Raw genomic sequence first — 11,624 nt, 5'->3', positions numbered from 1 at the left:
CTAAATCACGTCAGCGCTGGCTGTTTTACGCGTATGACAGGATACGGAGGACGGTTGTGGCGCACGTCTTCGGTGAACGCACTCTGGCCACACTGGAGCGTCTTCTGAGCCTGCTGTCGGCCTTTGAGGTCGTGGTATGGATGACGGATGGCTGGCCGCTGTATGAATCACGCCTGAAGGGAAAGCTGCACGTTATCAGCAAGCGTTACACTCAGCGCATTGAGCGACATAATCTGAATCTGAGACAACATCTGGCAAGGCTGGGACGGAAGTCACTGTCGTTCTCAAAATCGGTGGAGCTGCATGACAAGGTCATCGGGCATTATCTGAACATAAAACACTATCAGTAAGTTGGAGTCATTACCCGTTGGAGGTTATCCGGGAAATGATGATAAAGGTCGTGAGCTGCAACAGCAGGTTGATCCAACCAAACTGATGAATGATTTCTTTGCCGCAATTGAGTTTATGCAACGCTATCCGCAAGCGACAGGCAAAGTGGGTATTACCGGATTTTGCTATGGCGGTGGCGTATCGAACGCGGCGGCTGTCGCGTATCCGGAACTGGCCTGCGCGGTGCCGTTTTATGGTCGTCAGGCACCCACTGCCGATGTGGCGAAGATTGAAGCGCCTTTACTACTCCACTTCGCGGAACTGGACACCCGAATCAACGAGGGCTGGCCCGCTTATGAGGCGGCGTTGAAAGCCAATAATAAGGTCTATGAGGCGTATATCTATCCGGGGGTTAATCACGGATTCCATAATGATTCCACGCCTCGTTATGACAAATCTGCCGCCGATCTTGCCTGGCAAAGGACGCTGAAATGGTTCGATAAATATCTCTCCTGATGGGTTTATCTCTTACGGGATTACGTCTTAAACAAGCATGAAAAAATAGCGTGCGCAAAAGTCGTTCTTTGCCTAAAATATCGCTATATATGATAATATATAGCGAATGAGGTGAACGATGAATAACCATTTTGGTAAAGGCTTAATGGCGGGATTAAAAGCAACGCATGCCGACAGTGCGGTTAATGTGACAAAATTCTGTGCCGATTATAAACGCGGTTTTGTATTAGGCTACTCACACCGGATGTACGAAAAGACCGGAGATCGCCAGCTTAGCGCCTGGGAAGCGGGTATTCTGACGCGCCGCTATGGACTGGATAAAGAGATGGTAATGGATTTCTTTCGTGAGAATAATTCCTGTTCTACGTTGCGCTTTTTTATGGCCGGTTATCGCCTCGAAAATTGATCAAACATACGTATTATCTTGCTTTAATTAATTACACTAATGCTTCTTCCCTTCGTTTTAGCGCCCCGCCGCAGTATCATGATATCGATAACCATAATAAATGTGTGGTAAATGGCGCATCGATCGCATTATTGATTTTGCGATTGAAGCAAAATATATGCCAGGTCTTCGCAACGGAATAACTATAAATGACTGGAGATAACACCCTCATCCATTCTCACGGCATTAACCGTCGTGATTTCATGAAGCTTTGTGCAGCATTAGCCGCCACCATGGGGTTAAGTAGCAAAGCCGCTGCAGAGATGGCCGAATCGGTTACTAACCCGCAGCGTCCGCCAGTTATCTGGATTGGCGCGCAGGAGTGCACCGGTTGTACGGAATCTCTGCTTCGTGCAACGCATCCAACGGTAGAAAACCTCGTGCTGGAGACTATCTCTCTGGAGTATCACGAAGTGCTTTCCGCCGCCTTCGGTCATCAGGTCGAAGAGAACAAACATAACGCACTTGAGAAGTACAAAGGGCAGTATGTGTTGGTTGTGGATGGTTCCATCCCATTAAAAGATAACGGTATTTATTGCATGGTTGCTGGTGAGCCGATTGTGGATCACATCCGCAAAGCGGCAGAAGGCGCAGCCGCGATTATCGCTATCGGTTCCTGCTCTGCGTGGGGCGGTGTTGCCGCAGCTGGAGTTAACCCAACTGGCGCAGTCAGCCTGCAAGAAGTTCTGCCAGGCAAAACCGTTATCAATATTCCGGGCTGCCCGCCGAACCCGCACAACTTCCTCGCGACCGTTGCGCACATCATCACTTACGGCAAACCGCCGAAACTGGATGACAAAAATCGTCCGACCTTCGCCTATGGCCGTCTGATTCACGAACACTGCGAACGTCGCCCGCACTTCGATGCTGGTCGTTTTGCCAAAGAGTTCGGTGATGAAGGCCACCGTGAAGGCTGGTGCCTGTACCACCTCGGCTGTAAAGGGCCAGAAACTTACGGCAACTGCTCAACGCTGCAATTCTGCGATGTTGGCGGCGTGTGGCCGGTAGCGATTGGTCACCCATGCTATGGCTGTAACGAAGAAGGTATCGGCTTCCATAAAGGCATCCATCAGCTTGCCAACGTCGAAAATCAGACTCCGCGTTCACAGAAACCGGATGTTAACGCTAAAGAGGGCGGCAACGTCTCTGCAGGCGCTATTGGTTTGCTCGGCGGTGTGGTTGGGCTGGTTGCCGGTGTCAGCGTGATGGCGGTGCGTGAACTGGGTCGTCAGCAAAAGAAAGATAACGCTGACTCACGGGGAGAATAACCGTGAACAGACGTAATTTTATTAAAGCAGCCTCCTGCGGGGCATTGCTGACGGGCGCGCTGCCGTCTGTCAGTCATGCGGCTGCTGAAAACCACCCGCCAATTCCGGGATCGCTGGGGATGTTGTACGACTCGACCTTGTGCGTAGGCTGCCAGGCTTGCGTCACCAAGTGTCAGGATATCAACTTCCCTGAACGTAACCCGCAAGGGGAACAGACCTGGTCGAACAACGACAAACTGTCGCCGTATACCAATAACATCATTCAGGTGTGGACCAGCGGCACAGGGGTCAACAAAGACCAGGAGGAGAACGGCTACGCGTACATTAAGAAACAGTGTATGCACTGCGTCGATCCGAACTGTGTCTCTGTGTGCCCGGTCTCTGCACTGAAAAAAGATCCGAAAACCGGCATTGTCCATTACGACAAAGACGTGTGCACCGGTTGCCGTTACTGCATGGTCGCCTGTCCGTACAACGTGCCGAAGTACGACTACAACAACCCGTTTGGTGCGCTGCATAAGTGCGAGCTGTGCAACCAGAAAGGTGTGGAACGTCTCGATAAAGGCGGTCTGCCTGGCTGCGTAGAAGTGTGCCCGGCGGGCGCGGTGATTTTCGGTACGCGTGAAGAGCTGATGGCGGAGGCGAAAAAACGTCTGGCGCTGAAGCCTGGCAGCGAATACCACTATCCGCGTCAGACGCTGAAATCTGGCGACACTTACCTGCATACGGTGCCGAAATATTATCCGCATCTGTACGGCGAGAAAGAGGGCGGCGGTACTCAGGTTCTGGTACTGACGGGTGTGCCTTATGAAAATCTCGACCTGCCGAAACTGGACGATCTTTCTACCGGTGCGCGTTCCGAAAATATTCAACACACCCTGTATAAAGGCATGATGCTACCACTGGCTGTGCTGGCGGGCTTAACCGTGCTGGTTCGTCGCAACACCAAAAACGACCATCACGACGGAGGAGACGATCATGAGTCATGATCCACAACCGCTGGGCGGCAAAATCATCAGTAAACCGGTCATGATTTTTGGACCGTTAATCGTCATCTGTATGCTCCTGATTGTGAAGCGTCTGGTGTTCGGTCTGGGCTCTGTCTCTGACCTGAACGGCGGCTTCCCGTGGGGCGTGTGGATCGCGTTTGACCTGCTGATTGGTACCGGCTTTGCCTGTGGCGGCTGGGCGCTGGCGTGGGCGGTATACGTCTTTAACCGTGGGCAATACCATCCGCTGGTGCGTCCGGCGCTGTTGGCGAGTCTGTTTGGTTACTCACTGGGTGGCTTGTCGATCACTATCGACGTGGGTCGCTACTGGAACCTGCCGTACTTCTACATTCCGGGTCACTTCAACGTGAACTCGGTACTGTTCGAGACGGCGGTCTGTATGACCATCTATATCGGCGTGATGGCACTGGAGTTTGCTCCGGCACTGTTTGAACGTCTGGGCTGGAAGGTTTCTCTCAAGCGTCTGAACAAGGTGATGTTCTTCATCATTGCACTTGGCGCGCTGTTGCCGACCATGCACCAGTCTTCAATGGGGTCACTGATGATCTCGGCGGGCTACAAGGTGCATCCGTTGTGGCAGAGCTATGAAATGTTGCCGCTGTTCTCGCTGCTGACGGCGTTCATCATGGGCTTCTCGATTGTCATCTTTGAAGGTTCGCTGGTGCAGGCGGGTCTGCGTGGCAACGGTCCGGATGAAAAGAGTCTGTTCGTCAAGCTGACCAACACCATCAGTGTGTTGCTGGCGATTTTCATCGTGCTGCGCTTTGGCGAGCTTATCTATCGCGACAAGCTGTCGTTAGCGTTTGCCGGTGACTTCTACTCCGTGATGTTCTGGATTGAAGTCCTGCTGATGCTCTTCCCGCTGGTCGTTCTGCGTGTGGCGAAGCTGCGTAATGATTCCCGCATGCTGTTCCTGTCAGCACTGAGCGCACTGTTAGGTTGTGCAACCTGGCGTCTGACCTATTCGCTGGTGGCATTCAACCCGGGCGGCGGTTACGCCTACTTCCCGACCTGGGAAGAACTGTTGATTTCTATTGGTTTTGTGGCTATTGAGATTTGCGCTTACATCGTACTCATTCGTCTACTGCCGATACTTCCTCCTTTAAAACAAAACGATCATAATCGTCATGAGGCGAGCAAAGCATGAGCCAGAGAATTACTATTGATCCGGTAACCCGTATTGAGGGGCATTTACGCATCGATTGCGAAATCGAAAATGGCGTCGTTTCGAAAGCATGGGCTTCCGGTACCATGTGGCGCGGCATGGAAGAGATCGTGAAAAACCGCGATCCGCGCGATGCATGGATGATTGTGCAACGTATCTGTGGCGTATGTACTACCACTCACGCGCTGTCTTCCGTTCGTGCGGCAGAAAGTGCGCTGAATATCGACGTTCCGGTTAACGCGCAATACATCCGTAACATCATTCTGGCTGCGCACACCACGCATGACCATATCGTTCATTTCTATCAGCTTTCGGCGCTGGACTGGGTGGACATCACTTCTGCACTGCAAGCTGACCCAACCAAAGCCTCCGAAATGCTGAAAGGCGTTTCGACCTGGCATCTGAACAGTCCGGAAGAGTTCACTAAAGTTCAGAACAAGATCAAAGATCTGGTTGCCAGCGGTCAGTTGGGTATTTTCGCCAATGGCTACTGGGGTCACCCGGCGATGAAACTGCCGCCGGAAGTGAACCTGATTGCGGTAGCGCACTACCTGCAGGCGCTGGAGTGCCAGCGTGACGCTAACCGCGTCGTGGCGCTGCTGGGCGGTAAAACGCCGCACATTCAGAACCTGGCGGTAGGTGGTGTCGCGAACCCGATCAACCTCGACGGTTTGGGCGTGCTGAACCTTGAGCGCCTGATGTACATCAAGTCTTTCATCGACAAGCTGAGCGACTTTGTTGAACAGGTTTATAAGGTTGATACCGCAGTTATTGCCGCGTTCTACCCGGAATGGCTGACGCGCGGTAAAGGTGCGGTGAACTACCTGAGCGTGCCGGAATTCCCGACCGACAGTAAAAACGGCAGCTTCCTGTTCCCGGGCGGCTACATTGAGAATGCGGATCTGTCCTCGTATCGTCCGATCACTTCTCATTCCGATGAATACCTGATCAAAGGCATTCAGGAAAGCGCGAAGCACTCCTGGTATAAAGACGAAGCGCCGCAGGCACCGTGGGAAGGTACCACCATTCCGGCTTATGATGGTTGGTCTGACGACGGGAAATATTCCTGGGTGAAATCACCGACTTTCTACGGCAAAACGGTAGAAGTGGGTCCGCTGGCTAATATGCTGGTGAAACTGGCGGCAGGTCGCGAATCTACCCAGAACAAACTGAATGAAATCGTTGCGATTTATCAGAAACTGACTGGCAACACGCTGGAAGTGGCGCAGCTGCACTCCACGCTGGGCCGTATTATTGGTCGTACCGTTCACTGCTGCGAATTGCAGGATATCCTGCAAAATCAATACAGTGCACTGATCACCAATATCGGCAAAGGCGATCACACCACCTTTGTGAAACCGAACATTCCGGCAACGGGTGAGTTCAAAGGTGTTGGCTTCCTCGAAGCGCCGCGCGGTATGCTCTCTCACTGGATGGTTATTAAAGACGGTATTATCAGTAACTACCAGGCAGTTGTTCCATCAACCTGGAACTCTGGTCCGCGTAACTTCAATGATGACGTCGGTCCTTACGAGCAGTCGCTGGTGGGTACACCGGTTGCTGATCCGAATAAACCGCTGGAAGTGGTGCGTACCATTCACTCCTTCGACCCGTGCATGGCCTGTGCGGTACACGTAGTGGATGCCGACGGCAACGAAGTGGTTTCAGTGAAGGTTCTGTAATGCGTATTTTAGTCTTAGGGGTCGGCAATATTTTGCTGACCGATGAAGCCATCGGTGTGCGGATTGTCGAAGCGTTAGAGCAACGATACATTCTGCCGGATTATGTTGAGATCCTCGATGGCGGCACGGCGGGAATGGAGCTGCTTGGCGACATGGCAAATCGCGATCATCTGATTATTGCGGATGCCATTGTGTCGAAAAAGAACACGCCGGGAACGATGATGATCCTGCGGGATGAAGAAGTTCCGGCGTTGTTTACCAACAAAATCTCTCCGCATCAGCTTGGCCTGGCCGACGTATTGTCGGCCCTGCGCTTCACCGGTGAGTTTCCGAAAAAGCTGACCCTGGTCGGCGTGATCCCGGAATCGCTGGAGCCACACATCGGCTTAACGCCGACGGTTGAAGCAATGATTGAACCTGCGCTTGAGCAGGTTCTGGCTGCGCTGCGCGAATCAGGCGTGGAAGCCATCCCACGGGAGGCGATTCATGACTGAAGAGATAGCAGGTTTCCAGACCTCCCCGAAGGCGCAAGTACAGGCAGCGTTTGAAGAAATTGCCCGGCGTTCGATGCACGATCTCTCTTTTCTGCATCCTTCAATGCCGGTGTATGTTTCTGATTTTACGCTGTTCGAAGGTCAGTGGACGGGGTGTGTGATCACCCCGTGGATGCTGAGTGCAGTTATCTTCCCCGGCCCGGATCAACTCTGGCCGCTGCGCAAAGTGAGTGAAAAAATTGGTCTGCAACTGCCGTATGGCACCATGACCTTTACCGTTGGCGAACTGGACGGTGTTTCGCAATACCTCTCCTGTTCGCTGATGTCACCGCTTTCGCACAGTATGTCGATTGAAGAGGGCCAACGCCTGACGGATGACTGCGCACGAATGATCCTTTCGCTGCCAGTCACGAATCCGGATGTACCACACGCAGGGCGTCGCGCCCTGCTGTTTGGTCGCAGGAGTGGCGAAAATGCATGAGTTGTCGCTTTGCCAGAGCGCCGTTGAAATTATCCAACGGCAGGCGGAGCAGCACGATGTTAAGCGCGTCACCGCCGTGTGGCTGGAAATTGGCGCGCTCTCCTGCGTTGAGGAGAGCGCCGTCCGTTTTAGTTTTGAAATTGTCTGCCACGGAACGGTGGCGCAAGGGTGCGATTTACATATCGTCTATAAACCCGCCCAGGCCTGGTGCTGGGATTGCAGCCAGGTGGTGGAGATTCATCAGCACGATGCGCAGTGTCCGCTCTGTCACGGCGAGCGGTTGCGTGTCGATACCGGCGATTCGCTGATCGTCAAAAGTATTGAAGTTGAATAACCGGAGTTAATAATGTGTATTGGCGTTCCAGGCCAGGTGCTGGCTGTCGGTGAAGATATTCACCAGCTTGCGCAGGTTGAAGTATGTGGTATCAAGCGCGACGTGAATATCGCCCTGATTTGTGAAGGTAACCCAGCCGATCTACTGGGCCAGTGGGTGCTGGTACACGTCGGATTTGCCATGAGCATCATCGACGAAGATGAAGCCAAAGCCACATTAGACGCACTGCGCCAAATGGATTACGACATTACCAGCGCGTGATGATTAGCTTTCGTAGGCCTGATAAGACGCGGCAGCGTCGCATCAGGCATTGTGCACGATTGCCGGATGCGGCGTGAACGCCTTATCCGGCCTGGATGGCTTGCTGCGACGAACACCAACCCTTACCCCTGACGCTTATCTTCCGTATTCGTCTCGAAATCACTGGCGTCATGGCGCTCATGCAACTGCTCATTCAGCGGTCCGTTGGTGCGGTTAACAATACGCCCACGTTTCACCGCCGGACGTTCGCCTACTTCTTTCGCCCAGCGTTGTACATGCTTATAACTGCCCGCATCAAGAAACTCAGCGGCATCATACACACCACCTAACACCACGTTGCCAAACCACGGCCAAATCGCCATATCCGCAATGGTGTACTCATCGCCCGCAACAAACTTATGCTGCGCCAGTTGCTTATCCAGCACGTCGAGCAGACGTTTGGCTTCCATGGTAAAGCGGTTGATGGCGTACTCAATCTTTACCGGTGCGTAATGGTAAAAGTGACCAAAACCACCGCCGAGGAACGGTGCCGCGCCCTGTAACCAGAACAGCCAGTTCATCGTTTCAGTACGCTTTGCCAAATCCTGCGGCAGGAAGTAGCCAAATTTCTCCGCCAGATAAAGCAGGATCGAACCAGATTCAAACACACGGATCGGCGGATTATGCGTATGATCGCGCAGCGCCGGGATCTTCGAGTTTGGGTTCACTTCGACAAAGCCGCTGGAGAATTGATCGCCATCGCCAATACGAATCAGCCAGGCGTCGTACTCTGCACCAGTAACGCCCAGCGCCAGCAGCTCCTCAAGCATAATCGTTACTTTCTGACCGTTCGGCGTTCCCAGCGAATAAAGTTGCAATGGGTGTTTGCCAACGGGCAGCGTTTTTTCATGCGTCGGACCAGAAACCGGGCGATTGATATTGGCGAACGCGCCGCCAGCGGATTTATCCCACGTCCAGACTTTCGCGGGCTGATAAGTATTGTCTGTCATAGTGAGTTGCCTTCTGAGTGGTAGTGTTGAAGCAGTGTGGCAGGTCACTTGCTGTACAGAATGTGAATTTTTTAACCCTTTGCGCCAGCCGCTGCGATGAGGTGTATGATTAGTCTGACCTCTGTCCGGTTAATGTCGCTGAGCAGGTAATCAGAGCACAACAATTACGCCAACTGCTTAGGTTGTATTGTTAAAGGTAAAGTGATGAGCAAAGGAACGACCAGCCAGGATGCCCCGTTCGGGACATTATTGGGCTACGCCCCAGGTGGGGTAGCAATCTACTCTTCAGATTACAGTTCTCTCGACCCGCAGGAATACGAAGATGACGCCGTATTCCGTAGCTATATCGACGACGAATATATGGGCCACAAGTGGCAATGCGTTGAATTTGCTCGCCGTTTTCTCTTTCTGAATTACGGTGTGGTCTTTACTGACGTGGGTATGGCGTGGGAGATTTTCTCGCTGCGCTTCCTGCGAGAAGTGGTTAATGACAACATCCTGCCATTGCAGGCATTTCCTAACGGCTCGCCGCGTGCGCCGGTCGCGGGTGCGCTTCTTATCTGGGATAAAGGCGGTGAATTTAAAGACACTGGCCATGTCGCCATCATTACCCAATTGCATGGCAACAAAGTCCGTATTGCGGAACAGAACGTGATTCATTCCCCGTTGCCGCAAGGGCAACAGTGGACGCGTGAGCTGGAGATGGTGGTCGAAAACGGCTGCTATACCCTGAAAGACACTTTTGATGACACCACCATTCTGGGCTGGATGATCCAGACGGAAGATACTGAATACAGCTTACCGCAGCCGGAAATTGCAGGCGAGCTGCTGAAAATCAGCGGAGCGCGCCTGGAAAACAAAGGCCAGTTTGACGGTAAATGGCTGGATGAAAAAGATCCGCTGCAAAACGCCTATGTGCAGGCCAACGGTCAGGTGATCAATCAGGATCCTTATCATTACTACACCATTACCGAGAGTGCCGAGCAGGAGCTAATTAAAGCCACCAACGAGCTGCACCTGATGTATCTTCACGCAACCGACAAGGTACTGAAAGATGACAACCTGCTGGCGCTGTTCGACATCCCGAAAATCCTCTGGCCACGTTTGCGTCTCTCCTGGCAGCGTCGCCGTCACCATATGATCACTGGTCGTATGGATTTCTGCATGGATGAGCGTGGCCTGAAGGTTTACGAGTACAACGCCGACTCCGCCTCCTGTCATACCGAAGCGGGCTTGATCCTCGAACGTTGGGCGGAGCAGGGCTATAAAGGCAACGGCTTCAATCCGGCGGAAGGGCTGATTAACGAATTGGCTGGTGCCTGGAAACACAGTCGTGCACGTCCGTTTGTCCATATCATGCAGGACAAAGATATCGAGGAAAACTATCACGCGCAGTTTATGGAGCAGGCGCTGCACCAGGCGGGCTTTGAAACGCGTATCTTGCGTGGATTGGATGAACTGGGCTGGGATGCTGCCGGGCAACTGATTGATGGGGAAGGGCGACTGGTTAACTGCGTGTGGAAAACCTGGGCGTGGGAAACCGCGTTTGACCAGATTCGTGAAGTTAGCGACCGTGAGTTTGCTGCGGTGCCAATCCGTACCGGTCATCCGCAAAACGAAGTGCGTCTTATCGACGTATTGCTGCGCCCGGAAGTGCTAGTCTTTGAGCCGCTGTGGACGGTGATCCCCGGCAACAAAGCGATTCTGCCGATCCTCTGGTCGCTGTTCCCGCACCATCGTTACCTGCTGGATACCGATTTCACTGTTAATGATGAATTGGTGAAAACAGGTTACGCAGTGAAACCGATTGCCGGTCGCTGTGGTAGCAATATCGACCTGGTCAGCCATCATGAAGAGGTGCTGGACAAAACCAGCGGTAAATTTGCCGAGCAGAAAAACATCTATCAGCAACTGTGGTGTTTGCCGAAAGTGGACGGTAAATACATTCAGGTATGTACCTTCACCGTGGGCGGCAACTACGGTGGGACGTGTTTGCGCGGTGATGAATCACTGGTCATCAAAAAAGAGAGTGATATTGAACCGTTAATTGTGGTGAAAAAGTAATACATGTTGTAGCAACCCCGTACTGATTATGAAGAATAATCAGTACGGGGATTAATCAAAATATTCAATATTTATATGTTCTAATATTTATTCATTTCATATGTGAATATATTAACCAGTGGAATACCTGTGTTTTGATTATTTCTAAAGGTTTTGAATGAATGCTTATTGTCTGATACACAAGAAATAACACTCTTTTTATCGTTAAAAAATGATATTTCACTTTGCCCGGTAATGCTGCCAACTTACTGATAGTGTTTTATGTTCAGATAATGCCCGATGACCTTGTCATGCAGCTCCACCGATTTTGAGAACGACAGTGACTTCCGTCCCAGCCTTGCCAGATGTTGTCTCAGATTCAGATTATGTGTAAGCGTACAGCCTGAACCGTCTGGTCAGAATCTGACGAATTAGACAAAGTGGTGTCCACCAAATAAGTAGTGGGAACCAAAGTGTCAGATATGCAGAAAAATGTGAATCCCGGCAGGCGAAAAGGCTGCCCTAATTATCCTCCCGAATTTAAACAGCAGCTCGTTGCTGCCTCCTGTGAACCCGGGATATCCATCTCAAAACTTGCTCTTGAAA

11 protein-coding genes and 3 pseudogenes are annotated in these 11,624 nt (G+C 52.0%); 12 read left to right on the top strand and 2 right to left on the bottom strand.

Going from position 1 to position 11,624, the window contains the following annotated elements; translation table 11 throughout:
- From BFF42_RS02660 to hybG, 11 genes and pseudogenes are all read left to right on the top strand, one after another.
- Positions 1–350 (top strand): annotated as a pseudogene (locus tag BFF42_RS02660) (IS1-like element IS1X2 family transposase); the annotation flags it as partial.
- A 16-nt stretch (positions 351–366) separates the two neighbouring features.
- A pseudogene (yghX, locus tag BFF42_RS02655) lies at positions 367–846 on the top strand (YghX family hydrolase); the annotation flags it as partial.
- Between the two features lie 118 nt (positions 847–964).
- Positions 965–1,252 (top strand): DUF2623 family protein YghW, encoded by a 288-nt coding sequence (yghW, locus tag BFF42_RS02650; RefSeq protein ID WP_001059136.1) that lies wholly within the window; start codon positions 965–967, stop codon positions 1,250–1,252.
- 188 nt (positions 1,253–1,440) lie between these two features.
- The gene (gene hybO, locus BFF42_RS02645; RefSeq protein WP_000145410.1) at positions 1,441–2,559 is read left to right on the top strand and encodes a hydrogenase 2 small subunit; all 1,119 of its coding nucleotides are present in this window, start codon (positions 1,441–1,443) and stop codon (positions 2,557–2,559) included.
- Positions 2,560–2,561: 2 nt separating this feature from the next.
- Positions 2,562–3,548, top strand: coding sequence for a hydrogenase 2 operon protein HybA (hybA, locus tag BFF42_RS02640; RefSeq protein WP_001081854.1), 987 nt, complete (start codon positions 2,562–2,564; stop codon positions 3,546–3,548).
- Positions 3,538–4,716, top strand: coding sequence for a Ni/Fe-hydrogenase cytochrome b subunit (hybB, locus tag BFF42_RS02635; RefSeq protein ID WP_000017694.1), 1,179 nt, complete (start codon positions 3,538–3,540; stop codon positions 4,714–4,716). The genes hybA and hybB overlap by 11 nt, the downstream gene beginning before the upstream one ends.
- Positions 4,713–6,416, top strand: coding sequence for a hydrogenase 2 large subunit (gene hybC / locus BFF42_RS02630; protein WP_000083065.1), 1,704 nt, complete (start codon positions 4,713–4,715; stop codon positions 6,414–6,416). Before hybB ends, hybC begins: the two co-directional genes overlap by 4 nt.
- Entirely contained in the window at positions 6,416–6,910 is a 495-nt protein-coding gene (locus BFF42_RS02625; protein ID WP_001221946.1) for a HyaD/HybD family hydrogenase maturation endopeptidase, read from the top strand. The genes hybC and BFF42_RS02625 overlap by 1 nt, the downstream gene beginning before the upstream one ends.
- Positions 6,903–7,391, top strand: coding sequence for a hydrogenase-2 assembly chaperone (gene hybE / locus BFF42_RS02620; RefSeq protein WP_000134014.1), 489 nt, complete (start codon positions 6,903–6,905; stop codon positions 7,389–7,391). The genes BFF42_RS02625 and hybE overlap by 8 nt, the downstream gene beginning before the upstream one ends.
- Complete coding sequence (hypA, locus tag BFF42_RS02615; protein WP_000544953.1) at positions 7,384–7,725, top strand: hydrogenase maturation nickel metallochaperone HypA; 342 nt, start codon at positions 7,384–7,386, stop codon at positions 7,723–7,725. The genes hybE and hypA overlap by 8 nt, the downstream gene beginning before the upstream one ends.
- A 12-nt stretch (positions 7,726–7,737) precedes the next feature.
- The gene (gene hybG / locus BFF42_RS02610; RefSeq protein ID WP_000334896.1) at positions 7,738–7,986 is read left to right on the top strand and encodes a hydrogenase maturation factor HybG; all 249 of its coding nucleotides are present in this window, start codon (positions 7,738–7,740) and stop codon (positions 7,984–7,986) included.
- Positions 7,987–8,108: 122 nt separating this feature from the next.
- On the opposite strand, the gene yghU is transcribed toward hybG, so the two are convergent.
- Positions 8,109–8,975: a glutathione-dependent disulfide-bond oxidoreductase gene (gene yghU / locus BFF42_RS02605; protein WP_001295515.1), complete on the bottom strand. Its 867-nt coding sequence runs from the start codon at positions 8,973–8,975 to the stop codon at positions 8,109–8,111.
- A 204-nt stretch (positions 8,976–9,179) separates the two neighbouring features.
- On the opposite strand from yghU, the gene gss reads away from it, so the two are divergent.
- On the top strand, positions 9,180–11,039 hold the full coding sequence (gene gss / locus BFF42_RS02600; protein WP_001297309.1) for a bifunctional glutathionylspermidine amidase/synthase: 1,860 nt from the start codon (positions 9,180–9,182) through the stop codon (positions 11,037–11,039).
- Positions 11,040–11,284: 245 nt separating this feature from the next.
- Here gss and BFF42_RS02595 read toward each other — a convergent pair.
- A pseudogene (locus BFF42_RS02595) lies at positions 11,285–11,407 on the bottom strand (IS1 family transposase); the annotation flags it as partial.
- Positions 11,408–11,624: the final 217 nt, after the last annotated feature.

The organism is Shigella sp. FC1661, from assembly GCF_001712525.1.
Classification (GTDB): domain Bacteria; phylum Pseudomonadota; class Gammaproteobacteria; order Enterobacterales; family Enterobacteriaceae; genus Escherichia; species Escherichia coli.
Note: the sequence above shows the minus strand (reverse complement) of the source record. Positions and strands in the feature narration are given on the sequence as shown.

Bases quoted from the DNA above. Each gene is read 5' to 3' on its own strand.
- yghW (WP_001059136.1), top strand. From the start codon at position 965: ATGAATAACCATTTTGGTAAAGGCTTAATGGCGGGATTAAAAGCAACG.
- hybO (WP_000145410.1), top strand. From the start codon at position 1,441: ATGACTGGAGATAACACCCTCATCCATTCTCACGGCATTAACCGTCGT.
- hybB (WP_000017694.1), top strand. From the start codon at position 3,538: ATGAGTCATGATCCACAACCGCTGGGCGGCAAAATCATCAGTAAACCG.
- hybC (WP_000083065.1), top strand. From the start codon at position 4,713: ATGAGCCAGAGAATTACTATTGATCCGGTAACCCGTATTGAGGGGCAT.
- BFF42_RS02625 (WP_001221946.1), top strand. From the start codon at position 6,416: ATGCGTATTTTAGTCTTAGGGGTCGGCAATATTTTGCTGACCGATGAA.
- hybE (WP_000134014.1), top strand. From the start codon at position 6,903: ATGACTGAAGAGATAGCAGGTTTCCAGACCTCCCCGAAGGCGCAAGTA.
- hypA (WP_000544953.1), top strand. From the start codon at position 7,384: ATGCATGAGTTGTCGCTTTGCCAGAGCGCCGTTGAAATTATCCAACGG.
- hybG (WP_000334896.1), top strand. From the start codon at position 7,738: ATGTGTATTGGCGTTCCAGGCCAGGTGCTGGCTGTCGGTGAAGATATT.
- yghU (WP_001295515.1), bottom strand. From the start codon at position 8,975: ATGACAGACAATACTTATCAGCCCGCGAAAGTCTGGACGTGGGATAAA.
- gss (WP_001297309.1), top strand. From the start codon at position 9,180: ATGAGCAAAGGAACGACCAGCCAGGATGCCCCGTTCGGGACATTATTG.